General features: G+C 40.4%; 18 protein-coding genes. 4 read left to right on the top strand and 14 right to left on the bottom strand.

Annotated features, from left to right (window positions below; translation table 11 throughout):
* The first annotated feature begins 42 nt into the window (after positions 1–42).
* Positions 43–1035, top strand: a complete 993-nt coding sequence (galE, locus tag ACVPPQ_RS08250; protein ID WP_463493936.1) for a UDP-glucose 4-epimerase GalE — start codon at positions 43–45, stop codon at positions 1033–1035.
* A 153-nt stretch (positions 1036–1188) separates the two neighbouring features.
* On the opposite strand, the gene ACVPPQ_RS08245 is transcribed toward galE, so the two are convergent.
* Together ACVPPQ_RS08245 and ACVPPQ_RS08240 are read right to left on the bottom strand one after the other, a co-directional pair.
* Positions 1189–2565, bottom strand: a complete 1377-nt coding sequence (locus ACVPPQ_RS08245) for a HAMP domain-containing sensor histidine kinase (RefSeq protein WP_463493934.1) — start codon at positions 2563–2565, stop codon at positions 1189–1191.
* Complete coding sequence (locus tag ACVPPQ_RS08240) at positions 2555–3241, bottom strand: response regulator transcription factor (protein WP_463493932.1); 687 nt, start codon at positions 3239–3241, stop codon at positions 2555–2557. The genes ACVPPQ_RS08245 and ACVPPQ_RS08240 overlap by 11 nt, the downstream gene beginning before the upstream one ends.
* Before the next feature lie 282 nt (positions 3242–3523).
* On the opposite strand from ACVPPQ_RS08240, the gene ACVPPQ_RS08235 reads away from it, so the two are divergent.
* Both ACVPPQ_RS08235 and ACVPPQ_RS08230 read left to right on the top strand, forming a co-directional pair.
* Positions 3524–4225: an ATP-binding cassette domain-containing protein gene (locus ACVPPQ_RS08235; RefSeq protein ID WP_463493930.1), complete on the top strand. Its 702-nt coding sequence runs from the start codon at positions 3524–3526 to the stop codon at positions 4223–4225.
* Positions 4222–4968 (top strand): lantibiotic immunity ABC transporter MutE/EpiE family permease subunit, encoded by a 747-nt coding sequence (locus ACVPPQ_RS08230; RefSeq protein WP_463493928.1) that lies wholly within the window; start codon positions 4222–4224, stop codon positions 4966–4968. Before ACVPPQ_RS08235 ends, ACVPPQ_RS08230 begins: the two co-directional genes overlap by 4 nt.
* An 867-nt stretch (positions 4969–5835) precedes the next feature.
* Here ACVPPQ_RS08230 and glmS read toward each other — a convergent pair.
* The 8 genes from glmS to ACVPPQ_RS08190 all read right to left on the bottom strand — a co-directional run bounded on the left by glmS (position 5836) and on the right by ACVPPQ_RS08190 (position 15203).
* Positions 5836–7650, bottom strand: coding sequence for a glutamine--fructose-6-phosphate transaminase (isomerizing) (gene glmS / locus ACVPPQ_RS08225; protein WP_463493926.1), 1815 nt, complete (start codon positions 7648–7650; stop codon positions 5836–5838).
* Positions 7651–7993: 343 nt separating this feature from the next.
* Positions 7994–9343 (bottom strand): phosphoglucosamine mutase, encoded by a 1350-nt coding sequence (gene glmM / locus ACVPPQ_RS08220; protein WP_463493924.1) that lies wholly within the window; start codon positions 9341–9343, stop codon positions 7994–7996.
* A gap of 35 nt (positions 9344–9378) precedes the next feature.
* Positions 9379–10494 (bottom strand): CdaR family protein, encoded by a 1116-nt coding sequence (locus ACVPPQ_RS08215; RefSeq protein WP_463493922.1) that lies wholly within the window; start codon positions 10492–10494, stop codon positions 9379–9381.
* Positions 10494–11333 (bottom strand): diadenylate cyclase CdaA, encoded by an 840-nt coding sequence (gene cdaA / locus ACVPPQ_RS08210; protein ID WP_463493920.1) that lies wholly within the window; start codon positions 11331–11333, stop codon positions 10494–10496. Before cdaA ends, ACVPPQ_RS08215 begins: the two co-directional genes overlap by 1 nt.
* A gap of 71 nt (positions 11334–11404) precedes the next feature.
* On the bottom strand, positions 11405–12472 hold the full coding sequence (locus ACVPPQ_RS08205) for an ABC transporter substrate-binding protein (RefSeq protein WP_463493918.1): 1068 nt from the start codon (positions 12470–12472) through the stop codon (positions 11405–11407).
* Complete coding sequence (locus tag ACVPPQ_RS08200; RefSeq protein ID WP_463493916.1) at positions 12469–13293, bottom strand: ABC transporter permease; 825 nt, start codon at positions 13291–13293, stop codon at positions 12469–12471. Before ACVPPQ_RS08200 ends, ACVPPQ_RS08205 begins: the two co-directional genes overlap by 4 nt.
* Entirely contained in the window at positions 13290–14105 is an 816-nt protein-coding gene (locus tag ACVPPQ_RS08195) for an ABC transporter permease (protein WP_463493914.1), read from the bottom strand. Before ACVPPQ_RS08195 ends, ACVPPQ_RS08200 begins: the two co-directional genes overlap by 4 nt.
* A 6-nt stretch (positions 14106–14111) precedes the next feature.
* Positions 14112–15203, bottom strand: coding sequence for an ABC transporter ATP-binding protein (locus tag ACVPPQ_RS08190; RefSeq protein ID WP_463493912.1), 1092 nt, complete (start codon positions 15201–15203; stop codon positions 14112–14114).
* A 145-nt stretch (positions 15204–15348) separates the two neighbouring features.
* On the opposite strand from ACVPPQ_RS08190, the gene ACVPPQ_RS08185 reads away from it, so the two are divergent.
* The gene (locus tag ACVPPQ_RS08185; protein WP_463493910.1) at positions 15349–16335 is read left to right on the top strand and encodes a YhdH/YhfP family quinone oxidoreductase; all 987 of its coding nucleotides are present in this window, start codon (positions 15349–15351) and stop codon (positions 16333–16335) included.
* Between the two features lie 31 nt (positions 16336–16366).
* Here the strand turns inward: ACVPPQ_RS08185 and ACVPPQ_RS08180 are convergent, their stop codons facing one another.
* From ACVPPQ_RS08180 to liaF, 4 genes are read right to left on the bottom strand one after another with little or no spacing between them, the layout of a single operon-like run.
* Positions 16367–16666, bottom strand: coding sequence for a HesB/YadR/YfhF family protein (locus ACVPPQ_RS08180; protein ID WP_463493909.1), 300 nt, complete (start codon positions 16664–16666; stop codon positions 16367–16369).
* 11 nt (positions 16667–16677) lie between these two features.
* A complete protein-coding gene (locus ACVPPQ_RS08175; RefSeq protein ID WP_463493907.1) occupies positions 16678–17307 on the bottom strand; it encodes a response regulator transcription factor in 630 nt (209 codons plus the stop codon).
* Entirely contained in the window at positions 17300–18373 is a 1074-nt protein-coding gene (locus tag ACVPPQ_RS08170) for a sensor histidine kinase (protein WP_463493905.1), read from the bottom strand. The genes ACVPPQ_RS08175 and ACVPPQ_RS08170 overlap by 8 nt, the downstream gene beginning before the upstream one ends.
* Positions 18370–19128, bottom strand: a complete 759-nt coding sequence (liaF, locus tag ACVPPQ_RS08165; protein WP_463493903.1) for a cell wall-active antibiotics response protein LiaF — start codon at positions 19126–19128, stop codon at positions 18370–18372. Before liaF ends, ACVPPQ_RS08170 begins: the two co-directional genes overlap by 4 nt.
* Between the last annotated feature and the right edge of the window lie 38 nt (positions 19129–19166).

Below are 19166 nucleotides of genomic sequence, written 5' to 3'. Positions count from 1 at the left end.
AATTAAGAATCAATAAGCCATTCTCTAGGAGGGGATTATTTAATGTCAATTTTAGTTTTAGGTGGGGCCGGTTATATCGGTTCACACACCGTCGATCAATTAGTTAACCAAGGCTTCGATGTGGCCGTTGTCGATAGCTTAATCACTGGCCATCGCGCTGCGGTCAACACCCAAGCCCGTTTTTACGAAGGTGATATTCGCGATAAAGATTTCATGCGGACCGTCTTCGACCAAGAAGAGGTCGAAGGTGTCATTCATTTTGCGGCCTTCTCAATCGTCCCCGAATCCATGAAAGCACCACTTAAATATTTCGACAACAACACTTATGGCATGACCGCTCTGCTCGAAGTCATGACGGAATTTGATGTTAAGAAGATTGTCTTCTCATCAACGGCTGCGACTTATGGCGAACCGAAAACCATTCCAATCAAAGAAACCGATCCACAAATCCCCACCAATCCTTACGGCGAAAGTAAGTTGATGATGGAAACGATGATGCGATGGGCCGACAAAGCTTACGGCATCAAGTTTGTCGCATTGCGTTACTTCAACGTCGCTGGCGCTAAAGCGGACGGTTCAATCGGTGAAGATCACCATCCTGAAACGCATTTATTACCGATCGTTTTACAAGTCGCTGCTGGCGACCGCGCCGAACTTTCAATCTTTGGCGACGATTACGATACATCAGATGGCACCAACGTCCGCGATTACGTCCACGTGTTGGACCTCGCTGATGCGCACATCTTAGCCTTCAAATATTTGGCAGCGGGCAACGGCAGTAACGCCTTCAACTTGGGGTCATCAACTGGTTTCTCAAACATGGAAATCGTTAAAGCCGCCCGTAAAGTGACTGGCAAAGCGATCCCCACTAAGATTGCACCACGCCGGGCTGGCGATCCCAGTACCTTGATTGCCGCTAGCGACAAAGCACGGGGCACATTAGGTTGGCAACCCCAATATGACAATATCGAAGCGATTATCGAAACTGCTTGGAACTGGCATTTAAGCCATCCAAACGGTTACGCTGATCGTTAAATTGAACAAGAGAAGCACTTGATTCTTAATCAAATCAAGTGCTTTTTTCTATCTGTTAAATAGTTCAATCAATCATGCCCCGTTATCAATGGATAAAATCAGCTAAGATTACGCCGTCTACAACAACTTTTAACCTGCGCTATTTTGTTTGTCTTAACTATTCTTCAATACAATATAGACCATTGCGCGTTGATTCTCATTTTTAATAGCAATTGAACCATTCATTTTTTTCAGCATCAAATTAGCCATATAAAGCCCTAGTCCAAAGTGTTCCTTCTCTCTTTGCAGTTGACTGGAATAAAACGGGACAAACGCGTTTTTTAAGTAGTCATCTGAAAATAAAGAACCCGTATTGCCAATAGTCACAATACTTTCAGAACCGTTATGGATAACAGCACACTCAATATTGCCATTTATATCAGCATGCTCAACTGCATTTGATAAAATATTCTGGATAACTCTCGTAACCATTAACCGATCTCCATATATAACGCTTTGCTTATCATTATAAATTTCTTTAATCCTAATCCCTTTAGGCTTACACAATGATGTAAAGGCTAATATTGTCGCATGTAAGAGACTAATTATATTTAGTTCTTCATAATTCAGATTGTTCCTATCTGTATTTAAGCGTGTTATTCTGAGCAGTTCAGTCAATAATTGATCTATTCTAGAAACTTCAGAGGTGATGACTGCACACCGTTCTTGGATATTGACATCCTTCGATAAAAGCTCAATTAGTTCGGTTTCGGCATTAATGATTGTTAAAGGCGTCCTGACATCATGAGCAATCGACGCGAATAATTGCTTTTGCATAATAGATTCTTTTTGTGTGTCATCTAATGATTTTTTCAACTCAATTCTCATTTTATTGACTCGTCTAGCTAATTCACTAAATTCCCGATCATTAAAATCAGGTAGCGCTTTTGATAAATCGCCATCTTCAATTGCCACTAAATGTGTTTCAATTATTCTAAAATTCAAACGGATTATCTGGTACAATCTTCTTGTAAAAAAGCTCAGAAAAACAATAAACATTACAAATGGACTCACAATAATAAAATACTGAAAGACGACATTGATATAATCTATAAACTGATTGCCGGTTGAAAAAGCAGGATAAATCATTAATATTTTAACGCTCGGATATTTTGCATATGTTTTAAAGGAATACATTTTGTTATTTTCTACAAACGAATGTGTTCCAGTAGATGTTGTATTTAACTTAACGCCTTTATTAGGAAAATGCTGACTGCTTGTTTGAATTTGATTATCAACAGTCATTAAATATTGAAATTTTGGCTCTTTTTTGCTGATATCTAATTTTTCCCCTGCAAGTAGATCCGGCATTTTCTTTTCGACTGTCCTTAAAAAATATTCCGAATAATCTTTTTCATAATAATTTCTGGGAAATACAGATAGCCATACTAACCAAAGCGTCATCATAATTGCAAAATAGCCAATTGTCGAGATGACAACCTTTATGACTAGCATACTAAATAAGCGTTTAAGCGAGTAATTACTTCTCATATTTTGGCTCCCAAATATAGCCCAATCCATATTTAGTTTGGATATACGTAAAATCAGGATCATATTCTGCTAGTTTAAATCTGATTTTTTTGATATGTTCAGTGACTGTATTGATACTACTATCGCTGTCATAGCCCCAAATCATTTCGAAAAGCTGGTCTTTACTAATGACATGACCAATATTGTTAATTAGCTTTTCAATGACCAAGTATTCCTTTTTAGGAAACGCCACAATCTCATTATTGATAGTAATCTCTTTTTTGGTCATACAGAGCATTATATTTTGAGTATGAATTTTTTTAGGAAGCGTCTTATTTCGATGCTCTCTTCTTAAATGGCTATCAATCTTTACTTTTAATTGTTTTAGACTAAACGGTTTAGTGATGTAATCATCACCACCGCTTTCTAGTCCACGGATGATATCTCCCTCTAAGCCTAATGCGCTGATAAAAATGATTGGATATGAAACAACATTTCGAATGCGCTGACATACGCTTATCCCATCAACTTCCGGTAACATGACATCTAACAACATTAAATCAAAAATTGAAATATCTAATCTATCTAGTGCTTGAAATGAATGGACAATCGTCACTCGATAACCATTCATTTCTAAATATTGTTTCACTAACGCCGTTATTTGGCGATCATCATCAACATAGACAAGCTCAATCATTAAAAAACTTCCTTTGACTTTCCCAATCGAGTAAAAACACCGCGTCCCAATTAGTTTTTTTTATTGCTAAGCATTGATACCCCTTACACCATCAATTATACCAATACAATTAAGTCTTTTCATCGCAAATAAACGTAATCTTGTCCTTCTAAGCCTGCTTATCAATCAGTATAAAAGTGAAATATAACGTTCTTGTAAACTAATTATTTTTTATTTGTTTATAAAAAGTTGATTATTGGTTGCTAAGCTAAAAATAACCAATCTTAAAAGGAGTGTATACGTATGGATTTATTATTAAGGACAGAAACGTTAACAAAAAAATTTAGAGCATGTCTCGTGGTTGACGCTCTGTGTATCAATGTCCAAAGAAATACTATTTATGGATTAGTTGGCCCAAATGGGGCTGGAAAATCGACAACCTTAAAAATGTTGACTGGTGGCTTAAGACCAACAAGTGGTCATATCCATTTTTATGATGGCCTTACTGACAAGCCGGTCATCGGATCACTGATTGAAAATGCTGCATTATATAAAAACTTAACCGCTAAAGAAAATCTTTTGGTATTGGTAAAACTATTCGGTTTGAATAAAAACCGCATTAGTGAAGTGTTGCATCTTGTAGCGCTGGAAAATACCGGCGATAAAACTGTTGCAAACTTTTCATTAGGGATGAAACAACGTTTAGGAATTGCAGCGGCTCTAATCAGGCACCCCACTCTACTTATTTTGGATGAGCCGACAAACGGTCTTGATCCCATCGGTATTAAAGAACTGCGTGATTTAATTAAATCTTTTCCAGAATCTGGTATTACGGTCATTATATCTAGTCATAACCTAAGCGAAATTCAACATATGACTAATTATGTCGGTATCATGGCTAATGGTATTTTGAAATACGAGGGACCCATTCCGACAAAAACTGATTTAGAGGACTTTTTTTTAGAAACAATCCATTCAGAAAGTGTTGGTGAACAAATAAAATGACGACTTATATAACGGCCGAATATATCAAAGGAAAAAGATCTTTTAGCCATTTCTTTATTTTCTTGTTTCCTTTTTTCATCGTGCTCATTTGTGTGCCCTTTTCTCAATTTATGTATGCCGATATCAATTTTTTTGTCCCACTCATTTATAATTGGTGGCCGACCCTTTTTTTTCCCATGGGTCTATCAATCTTGGGATACCAATCAATTCAAAGAGAAATTGAAACCGGTACCGATAACTATTCTCACCTATTGAATCAAAGCCTATTTTGGCAGTCAAAAATGATTGTTTTAGTTGGCTATTCATTATTTTCTAATCTGCTAATCGCCCTGCTAACCATCCTGCTAGAATATCTGATGTACAGTTTCTCAACTATCATCATCCTGAATGTCATAACAGCCTCATTGATTCTTTGGATAACAACCCTGTTCATTATTCCCCTCTCCATTTTACTTTCACAATTGTGCACACCGATTTTTTCGATTCTGATCAATATTTTAGGAATCGTTGCTAGCATCTTCACCGTTTCTGGAAAATATTGGTATACAATTCCGTGGGGCTGGTCATTACGTTTAATGATGCCACTTATCGGAATAAATCCTAATGGGACTTTACTATCAAAAGAAGCGACCTTAAACGCATCCGCTGTCATTATTCCTGGAACAATACTCGCAATCGTGACTTTCATCATTTTATATACTTGTGTTCCGCTATTCTTAACTAAAATTAGGAGGCGTTACTAAATGCTGACTTTTTCTTTAAGCGCCGAATGGCTAAAAACAAAAAGAACTTTTTTTAGAATGAGTTTATATAGTGCCCCATTTTTATTTAATCTATTAATTTTTGGCTATATTATTTTAACAAAACAGCGCCTATCAGTAAGTCGCTTTTATTTTAATTACTTTTCAATTCTCAATTTTCTTTTACCATTTACTGTCTGTTTTATATTAACGTTACTAAATGATAGTGAACGATTGGCTGGTCATTTTAAAAATATTTTTTACCTTAATCATCATTATTATTTCTTAATGTTCCAAAAATTTATATTTTCCTATCTAGTCATTACAGTGGCTTATCTATTCAATGCATTATTAACACTACTATTACTTAAGTTATCTGTTAATATGGCTTCTACTAGTCTATACGCTTACTTTAATTATGGCTTTATTCTAACTTGGATCACTTTTCTAACATCATTTATTATGTTCTTTTTTTTAAGCATTATTTGCAGTTTTATAACAACTTTTTTTATTGGTTTAACGACCTCGTTATTAACTGCAATTATTGGCCTAACAAATTTAGGCACTAATATTTGGGTTTTCTTCCCATTTACTTGGGGAAGTCGTTTTATTACGATGGTTATTAGTAATAACGCCCTCATTAAATTCTTTTCTAACCATATTCATTTAAGTTGTATGATGCTACTATCCCCACTCGTTGTCTTCGTCATAGCTATTTTTTTCTCCGTATCATTATCCCGAAAATAGAAATTGTTGTTTATTCAACATTAGCTTTTCCAGCGCCTGCTAAATTCTAAACAAAAAAGTGACCGCCAAAATGAATTATATCATTCATTCTGGCGATCACTTTTTATTTATAGCTGACTGACATTATTCAACGGTGACACTCTTAGCGAGGTTCCGTGGTTGATCGACATCTAATCCGCGTTGCAAGCTGGCATAATAGGCGATTAATTGGGCCGGTACCACACCGACTAGCGCCGTTAACAAAGCATTAACTTGTGGTAAGACAATTTGATCAGTTGGTTGCGCGAAAGCTTCGCTAACAATCGTGATTGTTTGGGCCCCCCGCGCCGTGACTTCTTGGAGATTACCGCGCGTATGGTCAATGGTCGTCTGGTCCATTAAGAAAGCTAATACCGGCGTCCCGTCTTCAATCAACGCAATCGTGCCATGTTTTAATTCACCAGCCGCAAAACCTTCCGCCTGAATGTACGAAATTTCCTTGAGCTTCAGGGCCGCCTCTAAACTCAACGCATAATCGGTGCCCCGCCCGATGTAAAACGCATTGCGCGTCGTGGCTAAATAGTGTTTAACTAAGGCTTCAATTTGATTCTTATCGCTTAGGACGGCTTCCATGCCAGTTGCGACTAACGCTAATTCATGATTAACGTCGAATTCAAGCGCAGCGGTTTGTTGACGATGCCGACCTAACGCTACGGCTAAGAATAATTCAACCGCAATTTGCGCCGTGTAAGCTTTAGTTGAAGCCACCGCAATTTCAGGACCGGCGTGCAACAACAGGGTATGATCAGCTTCACGTGAAAGTGTCGACCCTTGGCTGTTGGTAATCGTCAAACTTGGGTAGCCCATTTGATTGGTTTGCACCAAGACCTGACGACTATCGGCGGTTTCACCACTTTGTGTTAAAAAGATAAAGAATGGTTTCGCCGATAATAGTGGCATATGGTAGCCGAATTCGCTGGCAACGTGGACTTCCACTGGTTTATTAGCCAGTTTTTCAACCAAAGTCTTCCCAATCAAGCCAGCATGATAACTCGTTCCGGCCGCAACAATGTACAACCGATCAGCTGCTTCCAGCGCCGTTAATAAATCAGCATTAATCTTGATCTGACCATCAGTCGTCACGTATTCGTTTAACAACCGGCGCATGACAGCGGGTTGTTCATCAACTTCTTTCAACATGTAATGGGGATAAGCCCCTTTACCGGTTTCACTGGCATCCATTTCAACATGATAACTTGCCCGGTGAATAAAGGTGCCGTCTAAATCTTCAATTTGGAGGCTATTCTTTTTTAAAGTGACCATTTCACAATCATGAATTTCAATAAAATCTTTGGTTTCGTTGAGCATCGCTAGCGCGTCTGAGCAGACGACGTTAAAACCGTCACCCACGCCGATTAACAATGGCGATTTATTTTTTGCGACATATAACGTCTCTGGATCATCACGGTCCATCATGACAAAGGCGTATGAGCCTTCAATCATGGTTAACGCCTTACGGAACGCTTCTTTGGCCGATAACTGATCATCCTGGGCAATTTTCGCAATCAACTGAACGGCTACTTCCGTATCCGTTTCACTGGCAAATTGAACATCAGCTAAGTAAGTCGCCCGTAATTCAGCATAGTTGGTTAAAACACCATTATGCACAAGGTAAAAACGACCATCAGCTGAAACGTGGGGATGGGCATTGGCTTGGCTAGCCACACCGTGGGTTGCCCACCGCGTATGCCCAACCCCAATTGTCCCTTGGACTTCAGGACCAACTGCTGCTTGTAAGACACTAATTTTGCCGGATTCTTTGACTAAATAATCTTGCCCCGTTTGACTATTAACATAAATGCCAGCCGAATCATAACCCCGGTAAGCTAATTTCTCTAATCCATTTAATAAAATTTCAGTTGTATTTGATTTTCCAATAACACCAACAATTCCACACATTATAAAATCCTCTTCTCATCTTTGGTATGCATTAATTTAACAATTGGTATAACACTTAAATATAATACCATTAGGCTTTTTAATGTCAAGAATTTTAATTGGTATAGACTTATATTCAAAATAGGTATAGTCCTATTTATAATTGTTATTCAGTACTTTTTTATTAAAAAATAACGTCCGATACTCCTGAAATACAGGGCTATCGGACGTTATTTATAGGATTTTAAAACGCGCTTTTGTTGACAATAATTTCCGTCTAATCTAAAATCACCATTCAACCTCAGTTCGGGTTAAATGGTGATTTTTAATTAATCCTCAAAACCTAAACCATTCGAGTCGCGCTCTACCCGATTTCTTCCTTAACAACTGCTGCGATTTGGTCTGCGTATTGATTGACCTTTTCTTCCGTAGCGGCTTCACACATGACGCGTAGTAATGGTTCTGTCCCACTAGGACGCACTAGGACACGACCGTCGCCGTTCATTTCTTTTTCAACCGTATCAATCGCGGCTTGAATTTTAGCGTTAGTTTCCCATGCATCTTTATCAGTTACCGTTAAATTGATTAATTTTTGCGGATAAGTTTTGACTGGTGCGGCTAATTCTGATAATTTCTTACCGGTTTGTTTCATGACGTTCAACAATTGAATCCCAGTTAACATGCCATCCCCAGTATTATGATAATCAAAGATGATAATGTGGCCTGATTGTTCGCCACCTAAGTTATAACCAGAAGCCCGCATTTCTTCAACAACGTGCCGATCACCAACGTCAGTTTGGGCCGATTTCATGCCGTTAGCTTCAATTGCTTTATACAAACCAATGTTACTCATAACTGTCGTGACAATCGTATCTTGTTTGAGACGACCCTTTTGTGATAGATAATGGCCCAAGATAAACATAATCTTGTCGCCATCCACAATATTGCCTAATTCATCAACGGCGATACAACGATCGCCGTCACCATCAAAAGCAACGCCGACATCGGCACCGGATTCAAGCACTTTACGAACTAGATTTTCTGGATGGGTTGAACCCACACCATCGTTAATATTTAAGCCATTGGGATGGGTGGCCGTTGTCGTGAAATCAGTTTCTAAATCCGCAAAAACACGGCTAATTAAACCACTTGTCGAACCGTTCGCGCCATCCAACGCCACTTTTAACCCCGCTAAATCATCTGGAATCGTATGTTCGAGGAATTGTGTGTACTTCAAAGCACCTTCTGGGTATTCTTCGACAGTCCCCAAGCCTTCACCTTCTGGACGTGGTAAGGTATCCGTTGGTGCATCAATAATCGTTTCAATTTCTTCTTCGGTTTCATCTGGTAATTTATAACCATCGGCACCAAAAAACTTAATCCCATTATAAATTGCTGGGTTATGCGAAGCCGAAATCATAATGCCGGCACTCGCTTCTTGCACCTTGATTAAATAAGCCACAGCTGGTGTTGTAATCACACCTAACGACAACACTTCAATCCCGACTGATAGCAAACCAGAGATTAATGATTGTTCCAACATTTGACCAGAAATCCGTGTATCTCGAGCAACCAATACCTTAGGACGTTGATTTTTGTCTGCGTGTTTCGTTAAGACATAGCCACCAGCACGGCCTAATTTAAATGCCATTTCCGGACTTAATTCTTGATTGGCGACACCACGGACACCATCTGTACCAAAATATTTTGCCATTTCAAAAACTCCTCTATACTTATTCAAGATTATTTTTATTCGGTTGTTGTACTTTGACTCGTCGATGCTGATGAATCTGTCGAGCTTGATGATTGATCAGTCGAAGAACTGCTACTACTTGATTCAGACTGACTGCTAGCTGTACTTGTGCTGGCAGTGGTTGACGCAGTTGAACTTTGACTACTTTGCGTTTCTGTATTATCACTCGTAACAGCAATAGTGACTTTAATTGAAGTGGGTGCACTATCATAAACCCCATCTGGTAAGCTGAGTTTAACGGTCTTAGTCGTTGAACTGGTCACCCCACTTAAATCAACTGTTACCGGCAATGATGACAACTTGGCTAAGGTCTGCTGCTTCCCATAAACCGTTGCATTTTGAGTATTCGTCGTTAAGGTGTATTGATACCCCGAAACGGCATTCGTTTTTTCTAAACTAATGGGTAATGCTTTTTTATTCATCGAAACGGCAATTTTAACGTTGACCGTTTGTGGTGAAATTAAAACATTTAAGGCCTTACCCGCAGAATCAACTGCTTGCAATAGCACTTCTTCACTGATGTCTTTTTTAGTCCCTTTAGCAGGATCAACCGTTGCAATCACTTGGCTAACCGCATTAACAGCGGATTTAGCCCCACTAACTTCAACCACATCTTGACTTAACTTAGGATTGCCAATACTATAATCGGTCGCCAAATTTTCTTCATTAACGTTAACTTGAATTGGAAAATTCTTCGTGACCTTTTTTTCAATCTTAACTTTAATCGTTGCCGGTTTAATTTTAACACTGATTTCTTTATTAATCCCAGTCTGCTTTAATTTAACCGTATGCGTCCCAGTCGATAATTTGGTTAAATCTCCGATGACTCTGAAATTCAACGTATTAACCGCAGAAGTCACCAACGCATTGGGGCCTGACAACTTAACTTTAACTTTCTGTGGATAACCCGTAATGAAATATTGATCCGTATCAGCGTTAATCTGTAATGGCACCTTAACCGTTTCGGAACGGGTCGCTAACATTTGAGTCGTATTATTATCCGTTTGACGCGTCGTATTAATCTTATCTAAATTGACGTAACTAAATAATAAAATTGCTAAAAATAACGCAAAAATCCGGTACGGCCAAGGCCCTTCCACCCATTTTTTCATCATTTATGGCCTCCTTTTTTGAAACCATCAATGAATTCTTGTAAAAGGCTATTCTTGTCTTCTTCTTGCGTGATCAAATGGGAATTGAAATATTTCATATAATCATCCCGCGTTAAATCACGCATCAATTCATTATTCTTAGTTAATGTGACACCACCGGTTTCTTCGGAAACGACAATCGTTAAAGCATCAGTGACTTCACTGATACCAACTGCTGCCCGGTGCCGGGTCCCCAATTCTTTCGGAATTAAATTACTTTCAGATAACGGGAGATAAGCCGCGGCGACCGCAATCTTGCCTTCACGAATAATCACCGCACCATCATGCAATGGTGTATTTGGGATAAAGATGTTAATCAATAATTCGCCAGTCACGTCAGCATCCAAATCAATTCCGGTTTCAATGTAATCTTCCAAACCAGTCTTCATTTGAAGCGTAATCAATGCGCCAATCCGGCGTTTGGACATGTATTGAATCGATTTATCTAACGCTTTAATCAGTTGATTTTCTTGTTCTAATTTTGGATTATTGCCCCGCATTAGTAGCGATCCGCGACCGATATGTTCCAAGCCCCGGCGGATTTCTGGTTGGAAAATCACGATTAATGCAATCACGATCCAGTTGATAAACTGATCCATGATATACGAAACCGTTCTTAACCCCAGATACCAACTCACAATCTTAATCAGTGCGATAACGAGAATCCCTTTAAAAAGTTGAACTGCTTTGGTGCCGCGAATCAGCATCATTAATTTATAGACAAAATACCAAACAACGATAATGTCTAATATGTTGGCCAGCATGCGCCAAGTTAGTAATTGTGACCAGTCAATTGACATAGCGACCTCCCTTAAAAAAAGCTGTGTTTATTATACCATATAAATTATTTCAATTAAGCCCAACCTTAGGCTTAGTGTTGCATCTTAAACTCTAAAAATAAATCGTTGTACAACCCCACCGTTGTCGGTGATAAATCGCTGTAAACTTGCAATTTTTGAATCAGTTGATTGCTAGGATAAAAGGCGGGGTTATTCCGCGTGGCGGCTGGCAATAATTTTTTAGCCGCTGTGTTCGGTGTTGAATAGCCGATATAAGCCGCATTTTGTGCTGCATTCCTGGGCTCTAACATGAAGTTCAAGAAGGCATACGCCGCCTTTTCATGCTTAGCGGTCTTCGGAATCACCAAATTATCAAACCACAAATTGCTACCTTCAGTCGGCACAACGTAGTGTAAATGCGAATTATTCGTCAGCATTTCAGCCGCTTCGCCCGACCAAGTCACCGCGACACTCGCTTCATTTTGAACCATGTACATCTTAATTTCATCCGCAACGACCGCTTTGACGTTTGGTGCCATTTGATCGAGTCGTTGTTTGGCCTTTTCCAAAGCCGCCGGATTCGTACTGTTGACCGATTGACCGGTTTCAATCAATCCAACCGCCATCATATCCCGCGCACTATCGACGACCATGATGTCGCCTTTATATTGCGGTTGCCATAGATCAGACCAACTGGTAATCGGTTGGGTCGTCAATTGATCATTGTAGATAATCCCCAACGTCCCCCAGAAATACGGTAATGAATACCGATTACCCGGATCAAACGGTTGATTTAAAAATGATTGCCCGAGATTTTGATACCCCGTCAATTTTGAATGATCAATTGGTTTTAACATCTTGGCTTTGCGCATCTTTTCAATCATGTAATCACTAGGCACCGCTAAATCGTAGGCGGTTCCGCCTTGCTTGATTTTGGTGTACATCGCTTCATTACTATCAAAGGTTTCAACCGACACGTGGTAGCCGGTCTTGGTTTCAAACTTTTTAATTAAGGCTGGATCGATATAATCGCCCCAATTATATAACGTCAATGTGTTGTCTTTCGTAAAGCCTTGTGACTTTTGTAATTGAACAATCCCCAGCCACAATGCTAAACAGGCCACTAAAATTGCAACTGCAATTCGACTTAATTTATTCATTTGATTCGAGTGCCCCCCTTTCTTTTTTGCCGGGCTTTTTGAGCCTGATTCCGTTGATTAATCAGATAATAGCCACCGACCAAAATTAATGAGAAAACAAACATCAATGCGGATAAAGCGTTGATTTCCAAACTAATCCCTTGGCGGGCCCGCGAATAGATTTCAACGGATAAGGTTTCAAACCCGTTCCCGGTCACAAAGAAAGTCACCGCAAAATCATCGAGTGAATAGGTAAATGCCATAAAGAAGCCGGCAAAAATTCCGGAACTAATATAAGGTAAAATGACGCGACTCAATACTTGCCAGTCGCTCGCCCCTAAATCACGAGCAGCATCGACTAGTGCGGGCCGCATTTCGTTTAACTTCGGTAAGACCATCAAGACCACAATCGGAATTGAAAAGGCAATATGGCTCAATAAAACAGAACCAAACCCCAATCCGAGTCCTAAGAAAGTGAAGAAAATTAAGAAGCTCGCCCCAATAATGACATCGGGTGACACCATCAATATATTATTCAATGACAAAATAATATTGCGCATTCGGCGTTGCTTGGTGGAATAAATCCCCAAAGCCCCAAAAGTTCCAATAACCGTTGCACATAACGATGATAGAATTGCGATCAACAAGGTTTCTAGAACAATTTCAATCATCCGTTGATCGGCAAATAACGTTTGGTAGTTTTGCCAAGTAAAGGATTTAAAACCGTTCATATTGTCACCACTACTAAATGAATAGAAAATTAAATAAAAAATCGGTGCGTACAACAAGATAAAGATGACGATTAAATATAAATTTTGCCATTTAAACGCGTGCTTTTTCATTTAAGGGTCACCTTCTTCTTTGTTTTCTTTTCACCGGTCAAGGTCATAATCAGCCCCATTGCAACGATTAAGACGACCCCAATTGTTGAACCCATCCCCCAATTCATGGTGGTTAAGAAATGTTCCTCAATTGCGGTCCCTAAGGTGATCACTCGGTTGCCCCCAATTAAACGGGTTAACATAAAGAGTGATAATGACGGGATGAAAATTGCTTGGACCCCGGCTTTAACACCACTCATCGTCAACGGCACAACCACTTTGGTGAAGGTTTGCCAATTGCTGGCCCCTAAATCGCGACTCGCGTTAACCAATGAGGGGTTTAATTCTTCTAAACTGTTAAAAATCGGTAAAATCATAAACGGAATTTCAATGTACGTCGCGACCACTAAGAAACTAAAATTGGTGAACAGAATCTGTTGCGGGCCAATGCCAAACCAACCTAGGAAATGGTTGATGGCGCCGTTTTGACTAAAAATACCGATAAAGGCGTACGCTTTTAATAATAAGTTAATCCACGTTGGTAAAATAATCAGCAATAACCACAATTGTTTATGCTTGGTTTGGTGCAACCAATACGCCGTTGGATAACTAATCAACAACGTGATTAAGGTAATTAAAAAGGCATACCACAGTGAATTCAACGTCATCTTCAAATAAGTCCCTGATTGAAAATAGGTTGCGTAATTTTGCAACGTCGCATGTCCGTTAATATCAAAGAAGGATTGATAAATAATCAGCGCGACTGGGGCCAATACGAATAACACTAGCCACAGCGCGTACGGAATATAATAAATAAACTGTTTTCGCCGCATGCTAACCTATTCCTCCTCTTCGTAACTATCGAGTCGCGCATCGAAATCTTCTTCTGATTCCCCAAAACGCATAATATGCACATCTTCCGGTTCAAAGAACAACCCAACTTGTTGGCCATCTTTAGCGGCATTCGTCGAATGAATTAACCACCGGTTCTGGTCGGTATCGTACGCCGTGATTTCGTAATAATCCCCTCTAAACAATTGGGTATCGACCGTCACCACTAGTTGGCCTTGATCAACCGCCACAATATCTAAATCCTCTGGTCGTAAAACGATTTCAACGGCTTCATGAGGCCGCATGCCGGCATCGGCACATTCGAAGACCTTATTGACCATCTCAACTTGATAATCCGCGACCATCTTACCGGGTAAAATATTGCTTTCACCAATAAAATCGGCGACAAAATGGTTGATTGGTTCATCATAAATATCCACTGGTGTGCCGCTTTGTAAGACCCGACCTTCATTCATGACAAAAATTTCGTCGCTCATCGCTAAGGCCTCTTCTTGATCATGCGTGACAAATAAGAAGGTAATCCCTAACCGTTGTTGTAAATCGCGTAATTCATATTGCATCGCTTTGCGTAATTTCATATCAAGTGCGGATAACGGTTCATCTAATAGGAGCACTTTCGGTTCATTGGCTAGTGCCCGCGCAATGGCCACCCGTTGTTGTTGGCCCCCAGATAGCTCACTGATTTCACGTTGATCATATCCTTCTAAACGGACTAGTTTCAACGCCTCAATAACTTTAGTTTGAACATCCGCTTTTTTGACTTTGCGTAGGTTTAACCCAAACGCAACGTTGTCAAAAACGTTGAGATGCGGAAATAATGCGTAGTCTTGAAAAACGGTATTCACTTGCCGCCGATTAGCCGGTAAATCATTAATCCGTTGGCCTTCAAATAAAACATCCCCAGAGGTTGCATTCGTAAAGCCAGCGATAATTCTTAAAATCGTGGTTTTCCCACAACCGGACGGTCCTAACAACGTATAAAATTTGCCTTTTTCCAAAGCCATATCGATGCCTTTTAAAATTTGGGCATCATCATATTGTTTAATGACATTTTTAAATTCCACCATTGGTTGTTCCATTTTACCTGGCCCCTTTAACAATTCATTCAATTAACTCAGTTGTCAATATCCCTTTAATTATACCGTTTCCGAACTCTTATGCCAATTTAAACTGACGTTTGATGTATAATGACAGTAATAACGAAATCAGAAATGGGGTTTTACAATGGTCGCCTATCAAGCTTTAGTTCTAACTGCAACCGAAACTAACGTCACAGCAGCGTACGAAACGAAATTAACACCGGCGTTACCCAAAACCGGGGTCTTAGTAAAAGTCGCCTATTCCGACATCAACTACAAAGACCGACTGACGATGAACGCTAAAAGCGGCGTCTTGAGAAACTATCCAGCAACCCCCGGTATCGACTTTGCCGGTACCGTCGTCACCTCCGATAATCTCTTTTTTGAACCTGGCGATACGGTTCTATGTACCGGTTATGGAACGGGCATTCAAATTGATGGCGGGTATGCGCAGTACGTTAAAGTTCCTAGTGATTGGCTTTTAAAACTGCCAGCAGACCTCAGTTTACAAGAAGCCATGCAATACGGCACGGCCGGTTTTACAGCGGCGATTGCGGTCACTAAATTACTCCGCCAACCAGCGACCATCGATCACCATACGCCCTTATTAGTGACCGGTGCAACCGGTGGTGTCGGTAGTTTCGCGCTTAGTTTTCTGGCTAAACTTGGTTTTAATCAAATCACGGCGACCACCCGTGATTTAACGCAAAGTACTTATCTCACCCAATTAGGGGCCGCCCACGTGTTAGCGACTGATCAACTGACTGAACAACCAACTAAATTATTAGCGCACCAAACCTATACTGGGGTAATTGATACCTTAGGCGGTTCCGTTTTAGAACACGTCTTACCGCTGATGCACCAAGATGGCGTGATTGCCGCTTGTGGTAACGCGGCTGGTATTCAACTCAACACGAGTGTCCTACCGTTCATCCTCCGTGGCGTCACCCTTTATGGGATTGATTCCGTCTATTACCCACGGAAAGACCGCAAAGAAATTTGGCAACTACTCGCCACTAATTTCAAACCAGTCAATTGGCCAACGACTGAAACAGTGGCCTTCAATCAACTAGCAACGGTGTTCAATGAAGCAGCCCCCCAAACAGCTTCCAGAACTGTCATTCAATATTAATCAGGACATCAAAAAAGCTGACCATTTTTGGTCAGCTTTTTTGCGCTTCAAATTGATAGGCCGGTTCATCTAACGTCTCATCGTAAGCCACGTGTAAATCATAGCCCGCAAAAAACCAATCATCACTATCACTGATAAAATAAGTGACCCCATCGATGATGGCCGTCGTGATTGGCGATTGCACTTCAGCGCGCTCCACACCCAATGAGAAACCATCGTGCACCGTAGTTTGGCCGTACACCTTACCGAAAAAGCGCACTGAATCGCCGTTCGTTAAGCCCAATTCAGATTGAAACCAGTGACTCGCTGTCGGTGTCATTGTGATTTGCATGCCTTTACCCCCTAAGCTAGATGATTCTTAATCGCATAAATCGCGGCTTGCGTGCGATCTTCAACTTGTAATTTGGCTAAGATATTCGAAACATGGGTCTTAACCGTCTTTAACGTAATAAAGAGTTCATCGGCAATTTCTTGATTGCTACGGCCTTTGGCAATCAAACCTAAAACCTCGCGTTCCCGATTGGTTAAATCTTCATATAATTGAACTTCTGATTGATGTGACAAGCGGTTCATCATTTTATTGGTCACTTCCGGTTCCAACACCGATTGCCCCTGCGCCGTTCTACGAATCGTATTCGCAATTTCTTCAGCCGTCGAGGTCTTTAATATGTAACTGGCCGCCCCAGCTTCAATTGCGGGATAGACTTTCTCATCATCAATAAAACTGGTCAAAATAATAATTTTAGCGGCTGGCCATGTTTTTAAAATCGTCTTAGTCGCTTCAATTCCGTCCATTTCGGGCATAACTAAATCCATTAAAATCGCGTCTGGACGTAATGCTAAGGCCTTTTCGACCCCTTCACGGCCATTGACCGCTTGATCCATTACCGTTATATCGGATTGAACGCCTAAATACGTCGCAATCCCTAATCGCACCATTTCATGGTCATCAACAATCAATACATTAATCACTTAAGTTATTCTCCTTTAACAGTGGTACTCGAATTTCAATACTCGTTCCTTGTTGGGGCAAGCTAATAATCTTCGCCGTCCCACCGATACTGTGGCTTCGTTCCGTAATGTTATTTAACCCATAACTGCCCGCTTTTTGAGCGACGGCCGGATCAAATCCCTGACCATCATCGATGACTTTTAATAAGACACTCGGACCGACTTTTTTGAGATAAACTTCAATTTCGTGGGCCTTAGCGTGTCGCAACGTATTCGACAACAATTCTTGCACAATTCTAAACAGATTATCCTCGATTCCACTCGGTAACTGAACGTTATCGATGTCCCACGTAATCTCAATACTAATCTTAGTCTTGAGTTCGTTCAACAATTGAATAATCCCATCGCGTAAACTCTTACCCGCCAGATTAACCGGTCGCAGATGTAATAAGAGCGCTCGCATTTCGGATTGTGCATCGTTTAAGACGCGTTCAACCGTGGTCAAAGATTGCAACAATTGTGGTTGATCAGTCGCCTTTTGGGCAATTTCACTGAGCGCCGATAACATCATCGTCGCTGCAAACAATTGTTGACTGACCGAATCATGCAATTCGCGAGCTAACCGGTGCCGTTCCTGCGCTAAAATTTCTTCTTTGGTTTCACCGACCAGAACAGTCGGTCGATCGCTGTAACTTTGGATTTCATGTTGCAAGCGTATCATTTTTTGACGTAATTGTTCAATGGTTTGCTCAATCGGTTGGACAAAATCCGTCGTGTTCGTCGTCTTATTTTCAAAAATTGGCGATTCATATTGCCCCGACGCCAAATATTGTAGCTGACTTTCGGTATGCGATAACTGTTGGCGCATCAATAAATACACGACCGAAGTGACACTCAGTCCGACCACCACTGCCGCCGCAATGATGTACACTAGCAATGGCACGTAAAACAAGCGAACTGTGACTAACTTCAAGAGCCACTGTTTCTGGTTAACACTATAGAAATACGCAAAAAACAACGCCACTGAAAACAGGAGCGTCAATAAGACAGTCATACCAAAAATAAGACTACGGGCTAATTTACTCATACGAGAATCACCTCAAGGTCACCAATTACCACGTTGGTAATTATTTTGAGATGGCGACTTTCTTCATCATAGTTTTTACTATACAACTGAATTGACTCATTTTTCAAGTTATAACGTTGATTCTCGATGATAACGCTCCCCATCATCGCCGAATGGTCTAAATAAACCCCAGTCCCGACCGGCACTAAAATCCGCGTTTTACCAAAGCCTTTACGAATCACAATATGATTATCGGCTTTCGGTAAAATCGTACTCCCCAAATCAATAATCGTATCCCCGGCAACAACCGCAAAATTAATATCATCCCATTCGAAAATATTATTGCCAATCGTTTGGTTGCCAAACCATTGATGACGCTTGACCTGATCCGACTTAGCGGTCGGTTCTTTAGTATTGACCGGCACAAAATTCTTGCGGTGCCATGGCGCATTATCAAATAATTGATTTAAATTGCGGTTGTTAAATTGACCCACCCGTCGATGATTAAGCGCCAAAAAAACGACCGCATTAATCAATAATAACCACAATGAAAAATTAATGAAGAGCGTCACTAAAATTGAAATCGTCCCAATCATCGTCAACAAAGTTGTTAAAAAGCCGACTTTACGGTTACTCCGACGTTTATTCGCCCAGATTAAACAAACAATCCCGAAGATGATGAAAAAGAGATTGGCGGGATACGAAATAATCTGCCAAATAAATGTGCCAAAAATAATGGCTTCGATAATTAAGAAAATACGCCAGACTATCGGCATCTAAAAAGCTCCCTTCACACTTACTCATTAGTTCTTAT

It is taken from the genome of Latilactobacillus parafuchuensis (genome assembly GCF_055271665.1).
The sequence above is the reverse complement of the archived record's forward strand: the minus strand, read 5'-3'. Positions and strand labels throughout refer to the sequence as shown.